General features: G+C 64.7%; 18 protein-coding genes and 1 pseudogene. 11 read left to right on the forward strand and 8 right to left on the reverse strand.

Features of this window, described 5'->3' with window-relative positions; translation table 11 throughout:
• The first annotated feature begins 37 nt into the window (after positions 1 to 37).
• The gene (locus CIT39_RS14720; protein WP_094974604.1) at positions 38 to 838 is read left to right on the forward strand and encodes a hotdog family protein; all 801 of its coding nucleotides are present in this window, start codon (positions 38 to 40) and stop codon (positions 836 to 838) included.
• A gap of 139 nt (positions 839 to 977) precedes the next feature.
• Here CIT39_RS14720 and CIT39_RS14725 read toward each other — a convergent pair whose 3' ends face one another.
• Positions 978 to 3,350 carry a xanthine dehydrogenase family protein molybdopterin-binding subunit gene (locus CIT39_RS14725; protein WP_094974754.1) on the reverse strand — a complete coding sequence of 791 codons (2,373 nt, stop codon included), beginning with the start codon at positions 3,348 to 3,350 and terminating at the stop codon, positions 978 to 980.
• A gap of 209 nt (positions 3,351 to 3,559) precedes the next feature.
• On the opposite strand from CIT39_RS14725, the gene CIT39_RS14730 reads away from it, so the two are divergent.
• Both CIT39_RS14730 and CIT39_RS14735 read left to right on the forward strand, forming a co-directional pair.
• The gene (locus tag CIT39_RS14730) at positions 3,560 to 4,633 is read left to right on the forward strand and encodes a Ppx/GppA phosphatase family protein (protein ID WP_094974603.1); all 1,074 of its coding nucleotides are present in this window, start codon (positions 3,560 to 3,562) and stop codon (positions 4,631 to 4,633) included.
• Between the two features lies 1 nt (position 4,634).
• Positions 4,635 to 5,321 (forward strand): RlmE family RNA methyltransferase, encoded by a 687-nt coding sequence (locus CIT39_RS14735; protein WP_094974602.1) that lies wholly within the window; start codon positions 4,635 to 4,637, stop codon positions 5,319 to 5,321.
• 126 nt (positions 5,322 to 5,447) lie between these two features.
• Here CIT39_RS14735 and CIT39_RS14740 read toward each other — a convergent pair whose 3' ends face one another.
• Positions 5,448 to 6,938, reverse strand: coding sequence for an MFS transporter (locus CIT39_RS14740; protein ID WP_094974601.1), 1,491 nt, complete (start codon positions 6,936 to 6,938; stop codon positions 5,448 to 5,450).
• A 429-nt stretch (positions 6,939 to 7,367) separates the two neighbouring features.
• Between CIT39_RS14740 and guaB the strand changes: the two genes are divergently transcribed.
• The 3 genes from guaB to CIT39_RS14755 all read left to right on the forward strand — a co-directional run bounded on the left by guaB (position 7,368) and on the right by CIT39_RS14755 (position 10,651).
• Positions 7,368 to 8,858 carry an IMP dehydrogenase gene (gene guaB, locus CIT39_RS14745; protein WP_094974600.1) on the forward strand — a complete coding sequence of 497 codons (1,491 nt, stop codon included), beginning with the start codon at positions 7,368 to 7,370 and terminating at the stop codon, positions 8,856 to 8,858.
• A gap of 300 nt (positions 8,859 to 9,158) precedes the next feature.
• Positions 9,159 to 10,181, forward strand: coding sequence for an NADP-dependent oxidoreductase (locus CIT39_RS14750; protein ID WP_094974599.1), 1,023 nt, complete (start codon positions 9,159 to 9,161; stop codon positions 10,179 to 10,181).
• Positions 10,182 to 10,351: 170 nt separating this feature from the next.
• Entirely contained in the window at positions 10,352 to 10,651 is a 300-nt protein-coding gene (locus CIT39_RS14755) for a hypothetical protein (RefSeq protein WP_094974598.1), read from the forward strand.
• 15 nt (positions 10,652 to 10,666) lie between these two features.
• Here CIT39_RS14755 and CIT39_RS14760 read toward each other — a convergent pair whose 3' ends face one another.
• Entirely contained in the window at positions 10,667 to 11,509 is an 843-nt protein-coding gene (locus CIT39_RS14760) for a metallophosphoesterase family protein (protein WP_094974752.1), read from the reverse strand.
• A gap of 69 nt (positions 11,510 to 11,578) precedes the next feature.
• Positions 11,579 to 11,728: pseudogene (locus CIT39_RS14765) on the reverse strand (acriflavin resistance protein); the annotation flags it as partial.
• 133 nt (positions 11,729 to 11,861) lie between these two features.
• On the opposite strand from CIT39_RS14765, the gene CIT39_RS14770 reads away from it, so the two are divergent.
• The gene (locus tag CIT39_RS14770) at positions 11,862 to 12,284 is read left to right on the forward strand and encodes an MAPEG family protein (protein WP_094974753.1); all 423 of its coding nucleotides are present in this window, start codon (positions 11,862 to 11,864) and stop codon (positions 12,282 to 12,284) included.
• A gap of 34 nt (positions 12,285 to 12,318) precedes the next feature.
• Positions 12,319 to 13,620, forward strand: coding sequence for an RsmB/NOP family class I SAM-dependent RNA methyltransferase (locus tag CIT39_RS14775; RefSeq protein ID WP_094974597.1), 1,302 nt, complete (start codon positions 12,319 to 12,321; stop codon positions 13,618 to 13,620).
• 199 nt (positions 13,621 to 13,819) lie between these two features.
• Here CIT39_RS14775 and CIT39_RS14780 read toward each other — a convergent pair whose 3' ends face one another.
• The 3 genes from CIT39_RS14780 to CIT39_RS14790 form a co-directional block, all read right to left on the reverse strand.
• Positions 13,820 to 14,029, reverse strand: a complete 210-nt coding sequence (locus CIT39_RS14780; protein WP_008141931.1) for a cold-shock protein — start codon at positions 14,027 to 14,029, stop codon at positions 13,820 to 13,822.
• A gap of 265 nt (positions 14,030 to 14,294) precedes the next feature.
• Positions 14,295 to 14,627: a DHCW motif cupin fold protein gene (locus CIT39_RS14785; protein WP_094974596.1), complete on the reverse strand. Its 333-nt coding sequence runs from the start codon at positions 14,625 to 14,627 to the stop codon at positions 14,295 to 14,297.
• Between the two features lie 60 nt (positions 14,628 to 14,687).
• A complete protein-coding gene (locus CIT39_RS14790) occupies positions 14,688 to 15,956 on the reverse strand; it encodes an MFS transporter (RefSeq protein WP_094974595.1) in 1,269 nt (422 codons plus the stop codon).
• Positions 15,957 to 16,053: 97 nt separating this feature from the next.
• Between CIT39_RS14790 and CIT39_RS14795 the strand changes: the two genes are divergently transcribed.
• Positions 16,054 to 16,506 (forward strand): winged helix-turn-helix transcriptional regulator, encoded by a 453-nt coding sequence (locus CIT39_RS14795; protein WP_094974594.1) that lies wholly within the window; start codon positions 16,054 to 16,056, stop codon positions 16,504 to 16,506.
• Positions 16,507 to 16,525: 19 nt separating this feature from the next.
• On the opposite strand, the gene CIT39_RS14800 is transcribed toward CIT39_RS14795, so the two are convergent.
• Positions 16,526 to 16,897: a nuclear transport factor 2 family protein gene (locus tag CIT39_RS14800; protein WP_094974593.1), complete on the reverse strand. Its 372-nt coding sequence runs from the start codon at positions 16,895 to 16,897 to the stop codon at positions 16,526 to 16,528.
• Positions 16,898 to 17,044: 147 nt separating this feature from the next.
• On the opposite strand from CIT39_RS14800, the gene guaA reads away from it, so the two are divergent.
• Positions 17,045 to 18,643 carry a glutamine-hydrolyzing GMP synthase gene (gene guaA, locus CIT39_RS14805; RefSeq protein WP_094974751.1) on the forward strand — a complete coding sequence of 533 codons (1,599 nt, stop codon included), beginning with the start codon at positions 17,045 to 17,047 and terminating at the stop codon, positions 18,641 to 18,643.
• A 73-nt stretch (positions 18,644 to 18,716) separates the two neighbouring features.
• Positions 18,717 to 20,174 (forward strand): caspase family protein, encoded by a 1,458-nt coding sequence (locus tag CIT39_RS14810; RefSeq protein ID WP_094974592.1) that lies wholly within the window; start codon positions 18,717 to 18,719, stop codon positions 20,172 to 20,174.
• Positions 20,175 to 20,223 lie beyond the last annotated feature (49 nt).

Raw genomic sequence — 20,223 nt, forward strand, 5'->3', positions numbered from 1 at the left:
TCGGCTCCGAAACAACAAGAACAGGGAAGATGACCCCATGCCGAACCGGCTCGAAACCTGGCGCGTCGAGGCCTACAACACCGCCAAGCAGTCCGAAAACAAGATGCATGACGATACGGTGGCACGCCGCTTCGGCTTTTCCGGCGGGCTGGTCCCGGGTGTCGACGTCTTCGCTTATATGATGCATGTGCCGATTGCGCGGTGGGGCCGGGATTTCCTTGAGCGCGGGCTGATCGAGGCGCGCTTCATCAAACCGGTCTATGACGGCGAAACCGCCGATGTTGATGCGACCGAGCATAATGGCCTGCTCACCATCGAGGTGTTCAGCCGCACCGAGCTCTGCGCGACCGGTACGGCCTCGCTGCCCGCCGCCGCGCCGGCGGTGTCGCTGAACGACTTTGTCGAGGTCGCGGCTGTAGCCGAGCGCAAGCCGGTCAGCGCGACAACGTTCGAGATGGGCAAATGGCTAGGTACGGCGGCGCGCCGCTGGGCCGGGCAGGATGCGTCGGACTATCTCGCCGACATCAGGGAGACCGATCCGATCTTCGCACGCGAGGGACTCGGCCATCCCGGCCTGATCCAGCGCGTCATGAACCGCGTGCTGGTGGACAACACCATTCTGGGCCCGTGGATCCACGTCGGCAGCCGCATGCAGCTCTTGTCCGCCGCACGCGCCGGCGACGAGATCACCGCGCGCGCCAAAGTCACCGCCAACTACGAGAAGAAGGGCCACCGCTTCGTCGAGCTCGACGCACTCGTCGTCGCCAACGGCACGACGCCGATTGCACACTGCCAGCACATTGCGATCACCCAGCCGCGCGAGCAGGCCGTGGCGTAGGCGAGGATAAAGCGCGCTGTTGCCACATCGTCGTGCCCGGGCTCGTCCCGAGCATCCACGTCCTTCGCGCATAGAGGCTTGGATGGCCGGGTCAAGCCCGGCCATGACGGCGGAGAGAGCGTAGGCTCTTACGCTTCCGCTATGCCGCCTTTTTCTTCGCGTCCTGGATCGCCCGCCACACCCGCTCCGAGGTCAGCGGCATGTCGATGTGCTTGATGCCGTACTCGGACAAGGCGTCAAGCACGGCGTTCACCACCGTCGACAGGCTGCCGGCGCAGCCGGCTTCGCCGCAGCCCTTGCTGCCGAGTGGATTGGTCGTTGCAGGCACCGGGTGATCGCCGACCGTCATGTTGGGAACGTCCTCGGCGCGGGGCAGGGCGTAGTCCATCAGCGAGCCCGTGATCGGCTGGCCGCTCTCATCGTAGCGGATGTGCTCCATCAGCGCTTGGCCGATACCTTGCACGACGCCGCCATGGAGCTGGCCTGCGACCAGCATCGGGTTGACCACCGTGCCGAAATCGTTGACCGCGCTGTAGCGCACGATCTGCACCACGCCGGTATCAGGATCGATCTCGACCTCGGCGACGTGGCAGCCGTTCGGGAACGCCGAGGCGACCGGTTCGCTGGTGTGATCGACGTCGAGGCTGTCGGGCACGCCCTCCGGCGTCTTGCCGTCATGCAAGCGCTTGGCGAGCTCCATGATGTCGATGCTGCGGTCGGTGCCGGCAATGGTGAAGCTGCCGCCTTCGAATTCGATGTCGGCTTCGGATGCTTCGAGCATATGCGCAGCTGCCCGCTTGCCCTTCTCGATGACGAGCTTGGCAGCCCCCACGATGGCCTGGCCGGTCGCCATGATCGAGCGCGAGCCGCCGGTGCCGTTGCCGGAGTGGACGATGTCGCTGTCGCCCTGCACGAGCTTGACGCTCTCGAAGGGGACGCCGAGCTGCGCACTCAGCACTTGCGCGAACGGCGTGGCATGGCCCTGGCCGTAATCGAGCGTGCCGGTGATGAGCTGCACGGTGCCGTCAGCATCGAACACGATCTTGCCGAGCTCCGGGCTCGGCGGTGCGGTGACCTCGAGATAGGAGCCGACGGCGATGCCGCGCAGCTTGCCGGCCTTCTTGCTCTCTTTCTTGCGCTTGGCGAAATTCTCGTGGTCCGAGATTTCGAGCGCCTTGTTGAACACGGCCTGGAAGTCGCCGCTGTCATAGGTGACGCCGGAGGACGCCGCGAACGGGATCTGGCTCGGCTTGATGAAATTGCGCTTGCGCAAGGTCAGCCGGTTGATGCCCATCTCGTCGGCGGCGCGGTCGATCAGCCGCTCCATGTAATAGTTCGCCTCGGGCCGGCCGGCACCGCGATAGGCGCCCATCAGCGTGGTGTTGGTCAAGACCACCTTGATGTCGACGGCCATGAGCGGCGTGCGGTAGACGCTGGAAAAGTTCTTGCCGGTGTTGAGCGAAAGCGGCCCCGGCGCGACGCCGGTGATGTAGGCGCCGAGATTGCCGAAGCCTTCAAGCCTGGCCGCGAGGAAAAGCCCCTCGGCGTCGAGCGCGAGCTCGGCATGGATCTTCTGCGCACGGCCGTGGCTGTCGGAAAGGAAGGCGGTCGAGCGCTCGTCGAGCCACTTCACCGGCTTGCCCAATTCCTTCGCCGCGTACAGGATGCACATGTATTCGGGATAGTTGATGTTCTTCATGCCGAAGGAGCCGCCGACATTGGCGGTGAGGATGCGCACCTTCTCGTTCGGCACTTTCAGGTTCTTGGCGAGGTTGGCGCGGTTGCCGGCGACGCCCTGCGTCGGTACCTGAAGCGTGTAGCGCTCGGTCTTCTTGTCGTAGGAGGCCAGCCCGACGCGCGGTTCCATCGAGACGACGGCGACACGGGTGTTCTCGATGTCGACCTTGGTGACATGGGCGGCGCTGGCGAAGGCCGCGTTGACCTTGTCCGTGTCGCCATAATGGTAGTCGAGCACGACGTTACCAGGGATGTGGTCGTAGAGCTGCGGCGCGCCGGGTTTTGCGGCTTCCTCGGGATCGGTGACCGCCGGCAGCGGCTCGATGTCGAGCTCGACCGCCTCTGCGGCATCGCGCGCTTGCGCCAGCGTCTCGGCGACCACGAAGGCGACGGGATCGCCGACGAAGCGGACCTTGTCGGTCGCGAGCGGCTGGCGGTTGGTCTGGAGGAGGGGCGAGCCGTCGCGGCTCTTGAGCGGCAGGCCGCAGGTGAAGGGACCGTAGCCGGCGGCATCGAGATCCCTGCCGGTCCACACGCCCAGCACGCCCGGCATGGCCTTGGCGGCGTCGATGCCGATGCCGCGGATGAGGCCATGGGCGTGGGTGGAACGAACGACCACGGCATAGGCCTGGCCGGGCAGGTTGAAATCGTCGGTATAGCGGCCCTTGCCGCGCACCAGGGTGTCGTCCTCCTTGCGGCGGACAGGCTGCCCGACGCCGTATTTTTGCAGTGCAATAGCGTTTTCGAGCGTGGACGATGAGGTGTGATCTTGCATGGAATTGACCTGAAAAGCCGGCATTTGCGCAATTTCGCGGCAGCGGGGCACCGGGCTCTCCTCAAATAACCCACCGCCCCGTTCACGACAACGCACGAATGGGCATGGTCCCATGTGATGCGTTGTTGCGCATACCCGCCGCGCTGCTAAGGTTTCAGGCGAAAAATCAATTCCAGACCGGCCCGACCGGCCGCGGAAAGACAGTTTGTATGAATGACCACACGCGGCTCCGCGACGGCCATGCGCCGCACGGTGAGCTGGAGGGGTCGATGGCGGCGGTGGCGTTGGCCACCGAACCGGCCGTCGGCGCGCAGGCGTCGGGAACCGGCGTCTATGCGGCGCTGGACCTCGGCACCAACAATTGCAGGCTGCTGATCGCCTGTCCGACCCAGGAGGGCTTTCGCGTCGTCGATTCCTTCTCGCGCATCATCCGGCTCGGGGAGGGGGTCTCGTCGACCGGCTGCATCAGCGAGGCCGCGATCGAGCGTGCCATCGCCGCACTCAGCATTTGTCGTGACAAGATCAATTTGCGCAAGGCTCGCCGGCTGCGGCTGATCGCAACCGAGGCCTGCCGCGCGGCCTCGAACGCGGAGGGGTTCCGCAGCCGCGTCGCGGCCGAGACCGGCATCGAGCTGGAGGTGATCGACCGCGAGACCGAGGCCGCGCTCGCGGTGGTCGGCTGTTCGCCGCTGGTCGACCCCAGGGGACGCGGCGCGATCCTGTTCGACATCGGCGGCGGTTCGACCGAATTGGTGAGAATCGAGCGCGACGCAGACAATCCGCAGCCGCGCATAAAAGCCTGGATGTCGATCCCCTATGGCGTGGTCACGCTCGCCGAGCAGTTCGGCGGCCGCGACGTGACGCCGGAGATCTACGCCGCGATGGAGCAGGAGGTCGCCAACCACGTCGCGCCGTTCGCCGACGTGCACGGCGGCGATCTCGCCGACATGCACCTGCTCGGCACCTCGGGCACGGTAACGACGCTCGCCGGCATCCACCTCAATCTCGCGCGCTACGATCGGCGCCGCATCGACAGCATCTGGATGAACGATACCGACATTACCGCGACCATCAACAAGCTGCTCGGCATGAGCTACGAGGAACGCGCCAACAACAGCTGCATCAGCGTCGAGCGTGCCGATCTCGTGCTCGCCGGCTGCGCCATTCTCGATGCCATCAGGCGCTCCTTCCCGTTGCCGCGCCTGCGCGTCGCCGACCGCGGCCTGCGCGAGGGCATGCTGGTCGAGATGATGCGCGAGGACGGCGCCCTCAGGAGCTGGTGAGATGGCCAAGGACACCACCGGCCGCTTGCACGTCCAGGTCAAGACCGGCGGCAAGCGCAAATTGTCGTCGAAGCTGTGGCTTGAGCGGCAGCTCAACGACCCCTATGTGGTGAAGGCGAAGGCGCTGGGCTATCGCTCGCGCGCCGCCTTCAAGCTGCTCGAGATCGACGACAAATATCGCTTGCTCAAGCACGGCATGTCGGTGGTCGATCTCGGCGCCGCGCCGGGCGGCTGGAGCCAGATCGCCGCCAAGCGCGTCGGCTCGGTCGACGGCAAGGGCAAGGTCGTCGCGATCGATCTGCTGGAGATGCCTGAGATTGCGGGCGTCGATTTCGCCCAGCTCGACTTCATGGACAACGATGCCCCGGAAAAGCTCAAGGCCATGCTCGGCGGCGGCGCCGACTTCGTGATGTCCGACATGGCCGCCAACACCACCGGTCACCGCAAGACCGACCAGCTCCGCATCGTCGGCCTGATCGAGACCGCGGCCGCCTTTGCCTGCGACGTGCTCAAGCCCGGCGGGACGTTCCTGGCCAAGGCATTCCAGAGCGGCGCCGACGCCGATCTGCTCGCCCAGCTCAAGCGCGACTTTGCGACGGTGCGCCATGTGAAGCCGGCGGCGAGCCGGCAGGATTCCTCGGAGCGATACGTGCTGGCGACGGGATTTCGAGGTGTCGGATCGGCATAGCCTCGTGCTCGGTCATTCCGGGGCGCCTCGAAGAGGCGGCCCGGAATCCATATCTCTACGGATCTTGCGGTGCGATGGATTCCGGGTTCGATGCTGCGCATCGCCCCGGAATGACCGAGGAGGTCTTCACCCCAACCTTTGATCGCGGACGTCCTGCGTATCCTCGGACGCTGCCTTGACCGCCGCCTTCTCCGCGCCCTTGCCGGCGCCTTTGCGGCTGGCGATCTCCACGGCCCTGCGGCCGGAGATCTCGTCGCCGGCGTCGACCGGCATCTGCCAGAAGAACCAGCTCGATGCCGCCGAGGTCAGCGCGACCACGAGGAAGGCGGGGGCGAACACGGTGGCGTCGATTTCGCTGACATGGTTGAACCACATCGTCGTTTCCACGCATGCCGCGCCGACGGCGACGCCGGCGGACACCGCGAGCTGCTGGTTGACGCTGACCAGCGTGGTGGCGCGGCTCATCTGCGCGGTCTCGACGTCGGCATAGGCGACCGTGTTGATCGCGGTGAACTCGAGCGAGCGGAAGAAGCCGCCGACCACCAGGATGACCATGATGATGAGCAGCGGCGTCGTCACCGTGAACAGCGCGCAGACTGCGAGGAAGAACGCGCTGACGATCGCGTTCACGGTCATCAGATTGCGGAAGCCGAAGGTGCGGATGATGCGCGCCGCCAGCGTCTTCATGCCCATCGCGCCGAGCGAGGAGGCGAAGGTGACGAGGCCCGAATGGAACGGCGACAGCCCGAAGCCGATCTGCATCAGGAGCGGCAGCAGGAACGGCAGCGCGCCGATGCCGAGCCGGAACAGGAAGCCGCCGAACACGGCCGCGCGCAGCGTTGGCAGCTTCAGGAGCGAGAAATCGAGCACCGGAGACCCGGTGCGCCGGGCGTGGATGACATAAAGCGTCATCGAGATCGCGCCGCCCGCGATCAGTGCGGCGACGGTGCTCCATGGCAGCAGGTTGAGACCGGCAACCGACAGGCCGAAGGCGATGCCGGCGAGGCCGATGCCCGCCAGCACCATGCCATAGAGGTCGAACGGCTCGCGTTCCTCGCTCTTGATCGGGTCGATGAAGCGCAGCGCCATGAAGATGCCGAGCAGCCCGATCGGAATGTTGATCAGGAAGATCCAGTGCCAGGACGCATAGGTGGTGATGAAGCCGCCGAGCGGCGGGCCGATCACGGGACCGATCAGGGCAGGGACCGTCACCCAGGCCATGGCGTTGACCAGCGCGCTCTTGTCGACCGAGCGCAGCAGCACGAGACGCCCGACCGGCGTCATCATGGCCCCGCCCATGCCTTGCAGGATGCGCGCGAACACGAAATCGGTGACCGAACCCGAGAGCGCGCAGCCGATCGACCCCACCATGAACACGCCGACCGCGATCGCGAACACCATCCGTGCGCCGAACCGGTCCGCGGTCCAGCCGCTCGCCGGGATGAACACCGCGAGCGACAGCAGATAGGACGTGATCGCGAGCTTGAGCGTCAGCGGGCTGGTGCCGATGTCGGCCGCGATCGCCGGCAGCGAAGTGGCGATCACTGTCGAGTCCATGTTCTCCATGAAGAGAGCAGTGGCCACGATCAGCGGAATGACGCGTTGCTTGTCGACCATGACGGATTGTTAATGAAAATCGGAAGAGGGTGGAGTTGCGGCTTACCACCGCCGTCCAGCCGCGACCATTGCGGATCGACGCATAGCACCTAAATCCTGCGTGACGACGGCGTGCCTCCCTCCGTCATTCCGGGCGCCGCCCGGAATCCATTGGGTCACACGCTGCGCGGTGGATTCCGGGTTCGCGACTTCGTCGCGCCCGGAATGACGGCGGATGGGCCAGAGCCCGGCTATCCCCGCTGAATTTACGTAAAAAGCCTGTGCATGGCTGGCCAGCCATCCGAATTGCTTTGATTCGTCACACGGCCGTGCTATCGACCCGCGTCAACCCCACCGATGGGCTCCGATTCTCAGGCGATGCCGCAAGGTACGCCGAGGGTGGCGCTCATCCATAAGCATTTGCGGCAGGGCCGCGGAAGGAGTTGGCACATGGCCACGGTGCAACAAGGCATTCGCGAAGCCCTTACGTTCGACGACGTGCTGTTGAAGCCAGGCCTGTCGGATGTCATGCCGGGCGAGGTCGACATCCGCTCCCGCGTCACCCGCGCCATTCCGCTCAACATTCCGATCATGGCCTCGGCCATGGACACCGTCACCGAGGCGCGCATGGCGATCGCCATGGCGCAGGCCGGCGGTCTCGGCGTCATCCACCGCAATTTCGATCCCGAAGGGCAGGCTGCCCAGGTGCGGCAGGTCAAGCGCTACGAGTCGGGCATGGTGGTGAACCCGCTCACCATCAGCCCCGATGCCACGCTCGACGACGCGCTGAAGCTGATGAGCGATCACGGCATCTCCGGCATTCCCGTCGTCACCGGCGCCGGGAAGAACACGCCCGGCAAGCTGGTCGGTATCCTCACCAACCGCGACGTGCGCTTTGCCACCGACCGCCGGCAAAAAGTCTCCGAGCTGATGACGCATGAAGGTCTCGTCACGGTGCGCGAGAATGTCAGCCAGGAAGAAGCGCGGCGCATGCTGCACCAGCATCGCATCGAGAAGCTGCTGGTGGTCGACGAGCAATATCGCTGCGTCGGCCTCGTCACCGTGAAGGACATGGAGAAGGCGGTCGCCCATCCGCTCGCCTGCAAGGACGCGCAGGGCCGCCTGCGCGTTGCCGCCGCCACCACTGTCGGCGATACCGGCTTCGAACGCACCGAGCGGCTGATCGATGCCGGCGTCGATCTCATCGTCGTCGACACCGCGCACGGCCATTCCCGGCACGTGCTGCATGCCGTGAACCGGATCAAGCGCCTGTCCAACTCGGTTCAGGTCGTTGCCGGCAACGTCGCCACCACCGAAGGCACGCAGGCACTGATCGACGCGGGCGCTGACTGCATCAAGGTCGGCATCGGTCCGGGCTCGATCTGCACCACGCGCATCGTCGCCGGTGTCGGCGTGCCCCAGCTCACCGCGATCATGGATGCGGTCGAGGCGGCGAAGAAGGCCGACATTCCCGTCATCGCCGACGGCGGCATCAAGTTCTCCGGCGATCTCGCCAAGGCGCTCGCCGCCGGCGCCGATATCGCCATGGTCGGCTCGCTGCTGGCCGGCACCGACGAGACGCCCGGCGAAGTGTTCCTGTGGCAGGGCCGTTCCTACAAGGCCTATCGCGGCATGGGCTCGGTCGGCGCGATGGCGCGCGGCTCGGCCGACCGCTATTTCCAGCAGGACATCAAGGACACGCTCAAGCTCGTCCCTGAAGGCATCGAGGGCCAGGTGCCCTACAAGGGCGCGGTCGGCCATGTCATGCACCAGCTCGCCGGCGGCCTGCGCGCCGCGATGGGCTATGTCGGCGCAAAGGACATGAAGGAGCTGCACGAGAAGGCCCAGTTCGTCCGCATCACCGGCGCGGGCCTGCGCGAGAGCCACGTCCACGACGTCACCATCACGCGCGAGAGCCCGAACTATCCGGGCGGGGGTTAGTCGTTCGCTGGAGCCTTCCGCTCCGCTCTCGTGCCCCGGACGCGGCGCAGCACCCCCGGCGATGCGAAGCATCGTCCGGTGTGATGCGCTGCAGAGCCGGGGCCCATGTCCACCCATTTGATGTCGACGCATTTGCTGAGTTGCTTCTGGATCCCGGCTCTGCGCAGCAACGCTGCGCGTTGCAGCGCGTCCGGGACACGCGAGCGTGCTTTGCGTCGTGCAACTCCTCCGCTTTTGTATTGACGCGCCTCGCTCCCTCCGCTTCCGTTCGCGCCGAAACACAATTCGGAGGAAGCCAACATGTCCCAAGCCAAGCGCATCGTTCTCGCCGCGCGTCCCGTCGGCGAACCCAAACCATCTGATTTCCGCATCGAGGAATTCGCGGTTCCGGTACCCGCGGCGGGCGAAGTCCTGCTGCGCACGATCTGGCTGTCGCTCGATCCCTATATGCGCGGGCGCATGAGTGATGGTCCGTCCTATGCCGCGCCGGTGCCGGTCGGCGGCGTGATGGAAGGCGAGGCGGTCAGCGAGGTTGCCGCCTCCAGCAATCCGGATTTCGCCAAGGGCGACATCGTCCGTGCACGGACCGGTTGGCAGTCTCACGCGATCTCGAACGGCAAGGGCCTGATCAAGGTCGATCCCAGGCTCGGGCCGATCTCGACCTCGATCGGCGTGCTCGGCATGCCCGGCATGACGGCCTACACGGGCCTGCTCGACATCGGCAAGCCGCAAGCAGGCGAGACCGTCGTGGTTGCGGGCGCCTCCGGTGCGGTCGGCTCGGCCGTCGGCCAGATCGCGAAGATCAAGGGCGCACGCGCGGTCGGTATCGCCGGCGGCAAGGACAAGTGCGACTACGTCGTGAAAGAGCTCGGCTTCGATGCCTGCATCGATCACCGCGATCCCGATCTCGCCGCCAAGCTGAAAGAGGCTTGCCCTGGCGGTATCGACGTCTATTTCGAGAATGTCGGCGGCGCCGTGTTCGAGGCGGTGTTCCCGCTGCTCAACCCGTTCGCACGCGTGCCGGTCTGCGGCCTGATCGCGCATTACAACGACACCGAGGCCAAGCCTCCGAAATGGGCCGCGAGCATGATGCGCGCGACGCTGACCAAGCGGCTGACCTTCCGCGGCTTCATCGTCTCCGACTTCGCCTCCCGCCATGGTGACTTCCTGCGCGACATGTCCTCTTGGGTCCGCGACGGCAAGGTCAAATACAAGGAGTTCGTCACCGAGGGCCTGGAGAGCGCGCCCGGTGCCTTCATCGGCCTGCTGAAGGGCGCCAATTTCGGCAAGCAGCTGGTCCGGGTCGGGCCGGACAAGGCCTAGGGCGACAGGAAGTGGGACTTCCGCGGCTTAGCTGCCGAACGCCGCCCAGGGCATAGTTAAGAAACAGTCACCAAATGGTCACACCTGCCCGTAAAAGCCGCAGGTGTGACCGGCTGTTCATTGACGGGACCGCGAAGGCATTGAATCATTGGGCATATTTAGGTGCTGCGATGTTAGAGATCAGTGTTTTCTGCGTAATCCTGTTGGCCGCCGGCTATTGGACGGCCATGTTCATCATGGGCCGTCACGATGACGTCATCCATGGCAAGTTCGTCCGTGTCGACCAGGAGGGCGATATTGCCCGCCCCGCGATGCCGGCACCGCCCCCGCCATTCCCGAAGCGCCCGGTCAAGGCCGCGCAGTCTGTCGGGCAGCCGCCCGCCAACGATCTCGCGGCCAAGCCGGTGAGCAGCGAGGCGCTGCAATCCCTGCTCGTCGCGATCCAGCAGGACCTCAAGAGCGTCGCCTGAGCCGATCGGCGCGCCTCAATGCTCGCCGCCCATCTGGGCGAGCAGCTCCTCGATGTCGACATCGACCTGACCCGCGGCCCTGACGTGGCGGACCTCGAAACTGTCGGGCCGGAAGCGGTATTCGACCAGGCCGACCTGCTTGATCGCGATCCGGTCCTGCCGTGCGTCGTTGATAACGAAGCCCGCCGAGGGCGCCCAGACATGGCGGGTGTGGCGATAGCTGAAATCGCGTCGCTGATGGACGTGGCCGCTGGCGATGAGGCGCAAATCGATCGTCCCGAACATCTCGATCAGCCGTGCCCGCGCCGGCTGCGGCACGTAGCGGATCGCGGTCTCCGGAGTTTCAGCATCGTCGGGCAGGTTGAGAAACAGCGGCTTGTGCAGGAACAACGCGACCGGCCTGCCGTCCGTGCGCGCGATCTCGGAAGCCAGCCAGTCGAACTGCTCGGCCTCGAAGGCGAGCCCTGAATTCATCACTAGCGAGTTGAGGCCGATGAAGCACCAGCCGGCGGCCTCGAACGACCAATGGTCTTCGCCGATCAGGTCGCAGAACTGCCGGCGCTGCGCTTCCGTGACCGGCGGCTTCGGCGCCGGGCCGACCGCAGTCGGATTGTCGCCGATGTCGTGATTGCCGGGGAGGTAACGGCAGGCGACGGGCAGGGCGTCGTGCAGGTCTTTTGCGAAGACGACATCGTCGCGGCTGGTCGGCCCGTCGAAGGCGACGTCGCCGGTGTTGACGACGAGATCGGGCCGGTTGCCGTCGATATGCTCGCTGATCGCCTGGAAGTTGGCGATCAGGCCGGGAAAGCGCCGGCCGAGATGAGTGTCGGAAATCTGCGTCAGGCGAAATTCGGACATGCGATCATCGTACCCGTGCTGGCGCGTCGGAACGATGACGGCGCGGGCATGGATCGCAGCGAACAAAGTTTAAAGCACGCGGTAGCGGATCGTGTAGGCGTCTTGCGGCGCGACGGTGTCGGCGAGCGGCGAGGCGATGCGGTCGGCGAGGTGCCAGGGGCCGAACGCGACGGCGCGATGCGGCTCGGCGGGCAGGCGGAGGCGGATGCGGTGCGGCCCGAAGGGGCAAAATCGCTTTAATGATCGGCAGTTGGTCGCGGACACGGGAACGCCGGTTCAACTCGTTGATTGTCAGGACCAGCAGACGCGGCTAATGACGGTCCGCGGCTTGCCGCCTTACGGGAAAGTTCCGATGTCCATCCAGATGGTTCTGCTGCCTGTGTTCGTGCAGGTGGGGCTCACCTTCGCGCTGCTGATCGGCATGGTGCTGGCGCGCCGCCGCACCCTGGTCGCGGGCGAAACCAAAATTCGCGACATTGCACTCGGCGAGCCGAACTGGCCGAAGGGCGCCACGCAGTTCGCCAATTGCTACCGCAACCAGTTCGAACTGCCGGTGCTGTTCTATGTCCTGATCGCGGTGGCGCTGCCTTTGCGCCATGCCGATCTCTTCATCGTGCTGATGTCCTGGGTGTTCGTGGTGACGCGGTTCGCCCATGCCGGGGTGTTCGTGTCCTCGAACGATCTCGGCCGCCGCTCCATGGCCTGGCTCGCCGGCGTGCTGGTGCTGCTCGCGATGTGGATCTACTTCGCGCTGAAGATGCTGTTGTTGATCTGACGCTTGCGCGCCGATCCTGACCTGAAAGATTCAAATGACTCCCGCTGCCCGGCTGTCCGCAGCCATCGAACTGATCGACACCATCGAGAAGGACCGCGTGCCCGCGGCCAAGGCGCTGAAGGAGTGGGGCACCGCGCACCGCTTTGCCGGCTCGGGCGACCGCGCCGCCATCGCCGGCCTGGTCTGGGACGTGCTGCGCCGCTATGCCTCGAGCGCGTTCCTGATGGAGTCGGATACCGCGCGTGCCCGGCTGATCGGCATGCTCCGGCTCGAGCGCGACATGGACACGGCCACGATGGGCGCGTTGTTCGACGGCAGCCGCTTCGCGCCGGCGCCGCTGACCGAGGCCGAGGAGGCGGCGCTCAGCCATCGTTCCCTCAAGGACGCGCCGGCCGCGATTGCCGGCGACTATCCGGAATGGCTCGATTCGCACCTTGCAAAAGTGTTCGGCGAGGACCGCGCGGCGGAGGCGGCCGCGATGGCCAGCCGGGCGCCGCTCGACCTGCGCGTCAACACGCTAAAATCCAATCGCGACAAGGCGCTGCAGTCGCTTGCTCATCTTCATGCGAAACCGACGCCCTGGTCGGCAACGGGCTTGCGGATCGCGCTTTCGGCCGATGCGCGCAACCCCGGCATCCAGGCCGAGGAGGATTTCATCAAGGGCGCGATTGAAGTGCAGGACGAGGGCTCGCAGCTGGCCGCCCAGTTCACCGCGGCAAAGCCCGGCGAGCAGGTGATCGACCTCTGCGCCGGTGCGGGCGGCAAGACGCTGGCGCTCGCTGCCCTGATGCAGGGCAAGGGCCGGCTGATCGCGACCGACAGCGACAAGCGCCAGCTCGCGCCGATCCACGAACGGCTGTCACGCGCCGGCGTCCACAATGCCGATGTCCGCACGCCCAAGGGCGACGCCGATCCCCTGGCCGACATAAGCAGCACCGCCGATCTCGTCGTGATCGATGCGCCCTGCACGGGAACCGGGACCTGGCGCCGCAACCCCGACGCCAAATGGCGCATGCGCCCCGGCGCGCTGGAGATTCGCCTGCGCGACCAGACCGAGGTGCTGGAGCGCGCGGTGCCGCTGGTGAAGGCCGGTGGCCGCATCGCCTACATCACCTGCTCGGTGCTGTCGGAAGAGAACGGCGAGCAGGTGAGGGCATTCGTCGCGCGCCATCCCGAGTTCGCGCCCGTCCCGCCCGAGCAGAACGCGAGCGTGCTCTGGGACAAGGCGGAGGCGTTCGGCGAGGCCGCGCTGCAGTCGCCGGAGGGTTGGCTGATGACGCCGCGGCGGACCGGGACCGACGGGTTTTTCGTGTCGGTGTTGAAGAAGGTCGGCTGACCAAACTCCGCCGTCATTCCGGGGCGCCCGCAGGGCGAGCCCGGAATCCATCGCGCGGCAGTATGTGCGGTTCGATGGATTCCGCGAGCCCCGGAATGACAGTTGCCCAAACAAAAACCCCGCAGACCGGATCCCGGTCGCGGGGTTTTCAAGCTTAGCGTTCTGCCGGTACGTCCGTGGTCAGAACGGTGCGTTGGCGTTAGCCGACGCGGAGATTGTCAGCCGAGGACTTGCCGCTGCGACGATCGGCGACGATGTCGAACGAGACCTTCTGACCCTCGTTGAGGGAGGAGAGGCCAGCGCGCTCGACGGCGCTGATGTGCACGAACACGTCCTTCTGGCCGTCGTCCGGCTGGATGAAACCATAACCCTTTTGGGTGTTGAACCACTTCACGGTGCCCATAGCCATGGGAATTTCCTTTAGTTAGTTAAAGAGCCTACGCACGTGGACCGGTACGCAGAATTGCGCCCATAGTCCTGTTCAGTCGATGTTTGGAGAAGTCATCTGAAGCGTGCGCGCCCGTCAGCAACGAAGCGAAGCGGCCCAGTCGTTCGGCCAAGTATCGATGATCACAATATAGCGAGAATTTGGGGCCAGTTCAAGGCATCACCCGCGACCCGGCACGTCGCGCGACTTTGCTATTTTGCGGTGCAAATAAACCGTCGGGCGGATCTCAGTCCACGATGAAGAGCGTCGCCCCCGTCGCGGTCGAGGACCGGTGCGCGGCGTCGCCGAAGTCCGAAACCTGGTAGCTCATCCCCGCCGTCAGCTTGAATTTGCGCCCGTCGCGCAGCTCGCTGTCCAGCTCGCCCTTCAGCACGTAGAGCACGTGGCCGCGATCGCACCAATGGTCGGCCAGATAGCCCGGCGAATATTCCACCATCCGGACCCGGAGATCGCCGATGTTGAGCGTGCGCCAAATGGCCTCACCGCGCTCGCCGGCATGTGTGGTCGGGCTGACCGTGCTCCAGTCGGTGACGGTAAAGGGGGAGGTGGGGAGCTTCATGAGGAGGTCCTGTCTTGGTGCCGGCGGAGCCTTTGTTATCGGATGCGATTGCCGCAGTCCTCATCTTTGCTGGTGCGTCAGTGCGCACTCGCCCGGCACCTGCATCCTGCTCGCAATCATGACCCAGACCAGCAGCGCGGCGGCGCTGATCCCGGCGCCGAGCATGCACACGCCGTTCCAGCCGGCCATCGCATACACCATCGTCGACGCGATCGCGCCAACAGCGCTTCCGACCGAGTAGAACACCATGTAGCCGCCGATCAGTCGGCTGGCCGCATCCGGGCGCGCGGCGACGAGCAGGCTCTGGCTGGTCACATGCACGGCCTGTAGCCCGAAATCCAGCATGATGACACCTGCGACCACGAACCAGAGCGAGGTTTCCAGGCAGGCGATTGGGGCCCATGCCGCCAGCATCAGCATCAGCGAGAGCCCGGTGGTGCGCTGGCCCCATCCGAGATCGGCGAGGCGCCCGGCATTGCGCGCCGCGAGTGCTCCGGCGAATCCGGCGATGCCGAACAACCCGATCGTGGTGTGCGACAGCGCGAAGGGAGGCGCCGAGAGCGGCAGCACGATCGACGTCCAGAACACGTTGAGATCGGCGAAGATCAGGAACGCAAACAGCGCGCGCTCGCGCAGCAGCGGCTCCTCGGCAAACAGCGCGGCCGTCGAGCGCAGCAACGATTTGTAGGACGCTCCGGCCATCGCGCTCGGCCGGCCGGGCGGCAGCACGCGCAGAAGCAGGGCGGCCAGGCTAAGCATGAGGCCGGCCGAGACCAGGTAGACCATGCGCCAGCCGCCGATATCGGCAAGGGCGCCGGAGGCGAACCGCGCCAGCAGGATGCCCGCGACCACGCCGCTGGTGACGGTGCCGATGGCGCGGCCGCGCCCGTCCGGCGTCGCGAGCGTCGCCGCAAAGGCAACGAGGACCTGGACGACGACGGCCAGCACGCCGACCAGCGCCATTCCGGCCAGCAACACCGCGGCGTGCGTCGCAGTGCCGACCACGACGAGGCCGACGGCCGACAGCACGGTCTGGCCGACGATCAGGCGGCGGCGATCCCTGATATCGCCGAGCGGCACGATCAGGATCAGGCCGAGCGCGTAGCCGATCTGGGTGAATGTCACCACCATGCCGATCGCGGCGGGCGCGATGTCGAGGTCGTGCGCCATCGCGTCGAGCAGGGGCTGCGCGAAGTAGATGTTGGCGACGCTCAGGCCGCAGGTCAGCGCGAACAGCAGCGCCATCGCTGGAGAGAGCCCGCGCCCGGTCAAGTTGCCGGCGATGTCACCGGCTTTCAGTCCCGCTGTCGCGGTGTCGTTCCCCGTCATCGTCGTCTCCGGCGTATTCCAACTGGTCTTAAAATAAGACCAGTTGCATCAGGTGCTGTCCAGTCTTATTTTAGGACCAGTCTGAAGGGAGCTGCGAATGAAGCGGACCGGTTTTGCCGAGGCGAGCTGCCCGGTGGCGCGCGCGCTCGATGCCATCGGGGACGTCTGGTCGCTGCTGATCGTGCGCGATGCCTTCGATGGCTTGCGCCGGTTCGGCGATTTCCAGAAGAATCTGGGCATTGCCAAGGGCATGCTGAGTGCGCGCCTGCACAGGCTGGTGGAGCTCGGCGTGCTCGAAGCGGTTCCGGCCTCCGACGGCAGCGCCTATCAGGAATATGCGCTGACGAAGAAGGGGCGCGACCTGTTCCCGGTCGTCGTCAGCCTGCGCCAGTGGGGCGAGGCCAATCTGTACGCTCGAGGCGAAGTGCATTCCGATCTGGTGGACGAGGCGGGCCAGCCGGTCGGCAAGCTCGTGCTTCCGTCTCGGGCCGGCCGGCCACTGACATGGTCGGACACCAGGGTGAGAAAGGCCGGCGCGCGCAAGCGCTGAAGGCGCGCCGGCGGCGACGTCAGTGCGGCAGATGGTTCGCCGAGCCCTGCACGATCAGCCCGGCCTCGTTCACCCGCAGATATTCGCAGATCCGCTTGCCCCGCTCGTTCTCGTAGAACACGACCACGCTGTCCGGGCTGACGAACAATTCGATCACCGTGAAATGCAGGTTCGGGATCAGCCCGAGCGCCTTGCCCCAATAGGACCGCAACGCCGCCTTGCCGCGCACGGTGCCGCTGGCATCGAACCCCATCATGGGGATGCGGTCGGACGTCATCACGGCGTCCTCGTCGTAAAGCGTCAGCACGCGCTCGAGATCGCGCGCATTCCAGGCCTCGACCCAGGTCCGGCCCAGCGCGGCAAGCGTTGATGGCTGATGGTGCTGTGACACGAGCGTTCTCCCTGATGGCTCCTGTGTGATCCGGAGCAAATTGGGTCAACAATACTGACCTATTTTCATTTGTCCATGCCCAAAGAAGAATGTGGGTGCGTGCCCCGCGCGGTTGCGGGCCGGTCGCACGTCGCGTATCTGCTTGCCATGACAGCAGCACAGCACGACCGCTCCGCGTCGACGCCCTCCGTGGCCTCGGCGCATGACAAGATTCTCATCGTCGACTTCGGCAGCCAGGTGACGCAGCTGATCGCGCGCCGCGTGCGCGAGGACGGCGTCTATTGCGAGATCGTCCCGTTCAACAAGGCCGAAGCCGCCTTCAACGAGATGAAGCCGAAAGCGGTGATCCTCTCCGGCGGGCCGGAGTCGGTGCATGAGGAAGGCTCCCCGCGCGCGCCGCAGCTGATCTTCGCCTCCGGCGTGCCCGTGCTCGGCATCTGCTACGGCCAGATGACCATGGCGGAGCAGCTCGGCGGCACCGTCGAAGGCGGCCATCACCGCGAATTCGGCCGCGCCGATGTCGAGGTCAAGGCGCCGAGCAAGCTGTTCGAGGACGTCTGGTCGCCGGGCGGCAAGAACCACGTCTGGATGAGCCATGGCGACCGCATCACCAAGATGCCGCCGGGCTTCTCGGTGGCCGGCACCTCGCCGAACGCGCCGTTCGCGATCATCCAGGACGAGACGCGCAAATATTACGGCCTGATGTTCCACCCCGAAGTGGTGCACACGCCCGACGGCGCCAAGCTGATCCGCAATTTCGTCCGCAAGATCGCAGGTCTCTCCGGTGACTGGACCATGCGTGCCTTCCGCGAGGAGGAGATCGCCAAGATCCGCGCCCAGGTCGGCAAGGGCAAGGTGCTCTGCGGCCTCTCCGGCGGCGTCGATTCAGCCGTCGCGGCCGTCTTGATCCACGAAGCGATCGGCGACCAGCTCACCTGCGTGTTCGTCGATCACGGCATGCTCCGTCTCGACGAAGCCAAGACGGTGGTCGACCTGTTCCGCCACCACTACAACATCCCGCTCGTGCACGTGGATGCTTCCAAGCAGTTTCTCGGCGAGCTCGAAGGCGTCACCGACCCGGAAGTGAAGCGCAAGACCATCGGCCGCCTCTTCATCGAGGTGTTCGAGGCCGAGGCCAAGAAGATCGGCGGCGCCGACTTCCTGGCGCAGGGCACGCTCTATCCCGATGTGATCGAGAGCGTCTCCTTCACCGGTGGCCCCTCCGTCACCATCAAGTCGCACCACAATGTCGGCGGTCTGCCCGAGCGCATGAACATGAAGCTCGTCGAGCCCTTGCGCGAGCTGTTCAAGGACGAGGTGCGCAAGTTAGGCCGCGAGCTCGGCCTGCCCGAAATCTTCGTCGGCCGCCACCCGTTCCCGGGCCCCGGCCTCGCCATCCGCTGCCCCGGCGAGATCACCAAGGACAAGCTCGACATCCTGCGCAAGGCCGACGCCGTCTACATCGACCAGATCCGCAAGCACGGCCTCTACGACGACATCTGGCAGGCTTTCGCCGTGCTGCTCCCGGTGAAGACGGTCGGCGTCATGGGCGACGGCCGCACGTATGACTTCGTGGTCGGCCTGCGCGCGGTGACGTCAACCGACGGCATGACCGCGGACTTCTATCAGTTCGACATGAAGTTCCTGGGCGAGACGGCGACGCGCATCATCAACGAGGTGAAGGGCGTGAACCGGGTGGTGTATGATGTGACGAGCAAGCCGCCGGGGACGATTGAGTGGGAGTAGGGGGCGATATAGGCGATGAACGCCGGAGAAGGACGCTTCCCCCGGATGCGACAACTCTCAACTGGAAACCTAGATGCCCCGTCTCAACGCGCTCGTCATCGGCAATGCAAAGTATGATCACGGCTCCAATCTCAAAAATCCCACCAACGACGCTGATGATATTGCCAAAGCGCTTGCTGACGGGGGCTTTAGCGTCGCTAAGTTAATAAACGCCACTTTTAAGGAGATGAAGAAAGGGTTGAAGGAGTTCGGCAGGTCCTGTGACGATGGCGGGGCAGTATCGATTTTCTTTTTCGCCGGCCATGGCGTTGAGGTCGATGGTATCAACTACCTGATTGCTCGGGATACTGAGGCTGACGACAAGACAGATGTGGAAGCAGGTGCCCTTTCACTGAATGAGGTGATAGGTCGAATGGAGCCTAAGGATGGCTCTACGCGCACAAGCATAATTATTCTCGATGCATGCCGGGACAATCCCTTCGAACGCAAGTGGAGAGGAAAGCCACGTGGTTTGGCGCCGGTTTACGCGCCGCGCGGGACGCTTGTAGCTTACGCAACCTCTCCGGGCCAGCTATCGGGGGACGGTGCCGGCCGCAATGGCCAGTATACGGAAGCTTTGCTGAAACATATTGAAGAACCGGATCTGCCAGTAGAGGCGATGTTTAAGCGGGTGCGTAACACGCTGGGTGCTGCGACCAATCAGAAGCAAATCTCGTGGGAGCATACATCTCTAGCTGGTGAGTTTTATTTTCATCTCAGTACTGCTGCGAGCATCGAAAATTACAGTGCCACCGCAATCAAGGATAAGCTCTTCACCTTGGACGACGGCAAACGATCACATAGGGTCATCCGTGCGCTAAAGAGCCAGAATTGGTATACTCAAAACCCGGCCCTGGAAAGCGTGACGGGCCAAGAGCTCAATGGCGCATCTGCCGATAGTCTCTTCGTGTTGGGCCGAAACATTCTGCAAGCGGCAAGTGGCTCAGCCAACGCGGCAATCAACTGGATAGCGAATTTTAGGGATCGCACAGTCGATATGAAACCGGCTAAGCGGAAAGCTCTCTTGGACGGCATTCTTTTTGAGATATTCTTCGATTCCAACGGCGAACTGAGGAAGGAGCCTAAAGCAAACTGCTTCAACGAAGTGTTCGAGCTGGAACAATACAGCGAGCTAAAGGATAGCTTCGATTTTATTGCGGGCGCGCTAGCCGACCAGGCAAATAAGATGTTTTCGTTGCCCGGAAAGGGGCAGGTTGTGACTGCCGACGTGAAAATTGGGCACGGCAACATCGTCAAAGGTGTCTTCGTCGGAGGTAAAAATTATCTCAAGGAAGAGGACGACCCGCTCGAACTTGAGGGCCTGCAGGGCAAGGTGATTTACCGTAGCCGTGATATCGAGCGATTTGAGGATGATCTAGTCAAGCAGATGGTGGTGCCTAGGCGATTGCTTAAAATCGTATATGACAAGCCGCTAAAATCACTAGGCACGGTCAAGTTGCCGTATGGCGCGCGGGTCTTTCGCCCAGATTAGGGATTACGGTGACAGCGCGTAGGATGGATAGAGCGGAGCGAAACCCATC

The sequence above is a fragment of the Bradyrhizobium symbiodeficiens genome, from assembly GCF_002266465.3.
In the GTDB taxonomy this organism is placed as follows: Bacteria; Pseudomonadota; Alphaproteobacteria; order Rhizobiales; family Xanthobacteraceae; genus Bradyrhizobium; species Bradyrhizobium symbiodeficiens.

What these genes read in the sequence shown, in the direction of transcription:
- CIT39_RS14795 (WP_094974594.1), top strand. Translation starts at nt 16,054, where the DNA reads ATGAAGCGGACCGGTTTTGCCGAGGCGAGCTGCCCGGTGGCGCGCGCG.
- CIT39_RS14780 (WP_008141931.1), bottom strand. Translation starts at nt 14,029, where the DNA reads ATGGCTATGGGCACCGTGAAGTGGTTCAACACCCAAAAGGGTTATGGT.
- CIT39_RS14775 (WP_094974597.1), top strand. Translation starts at nt 12,319, where the DNA reads ATGACTCCCGCTGCCCGGCTGTCCGCAGCCATCGAACTGATCGACACC.
- CIT39_RS14725 (WP_094974754.1), bottom strand. Translation starts at nt 3,350, where the DNA reads ATGCAAGATCACACCTCATCGTCCACGCTCGAAAACGCTATTGCACTG.
- CIT39_RS14750 (WP_094974599.1), top strand. Translation starts at nt 9,159, where the DNA reads ATGTCCCAAGCCAAGCGCATCGTTCTCGCCGCGCGTCCCGTCGGCGAA.
- CIT39_RS14760 (WP_094974752.1), bottom strand. Translation starts at nt 11,509, where the DNA reads ATGTCCGAATTTCGCCTGACGCAGATTTCCGACACTCATCTCGGCCGG.
- CIT39_RS14730 (WP_094974603.1), top strand. Translation starts at nt 3,560, where the DNA reads ATGAATGACCACACGCGGCTCCGCGACGGCCATGCGCCGCACGGTGAG.
- CIT39_RS14735 (WP_094974602.1), top strand. Translation starts at nt 4,635, where the DNA reads ATGGCCAAGGACACCACCGGCCGCTTGCACGTCCAGGTCAAGACCGGC.
- CIT39_RS14770 (WP_094974753.1), top strand. Translation starts at nt 11,862, where the DNA reads ATGTCCATCCAGATGGTTCTGCTGCCTGTGTTCGTGCAGGTGGGGCTC.
- CIT39_RS14790 (WP_094974595.1), bottom strand. Translation starts at nt 15,956, where the DNA reads ATGACGGGGAACGACACCGCGACAGCGGGACTGAAAGCCGGTGACATC.
- guaB (WP_094974600.1), top strand. Translation starts at nt 7,368, where the DNA reads ATGGCCACGGTGCAACAAGGCATTCGCGAAGCCCTTACGTTCGACGAC.
- CIT39_RS14740 (WP_094974601.1), bottom strand. Translation starts at nt 6,938, where the DNA reads ATGGTCGACAAGCAACGCGTCATTCCGCTGATCGTGGCCACTGCTCTC.
- CIT39_RS14720 (WP_094974604.1), top strand. Translation starts at nt 38, where the DNA reads ATGCCGAACCGGCTCGAAACCTGGCGCGTCGAGGCCTACAACACCGCC.
- guaA (WP_094974751.1), top strand. Translation starts at nt 17,045, where the DNA reads ATGACAGCAGCACAGCACGACCGCTCCGCGTCGACGCCCTCCGTGGCC.
- CIT39_RS14755 (WP_094974598.1), top strand. Translation starts at nt 10,352, where the DNA reads ATGTTAGAGATCAGTGTTTTCTGCGTAATCCTGTTGGCCGCCGGCTAT.
- CIT39_RS14810 (WP_094974592.1), top strand. Translation starts at nt 18,717, where the DNA reads ATGCCCCGTCTCAACGCGCTCGTCATCGGCAATGCAAAGTATGATCAC.
- CIT39_RS14785 (WP_094974596.1), bottom strand. Translation starts at nt 14,627, where the DNA reads ATGAAGCTCCCCACCTCCCCCTTTACCGTCACCGACTGGAGCACGGTC.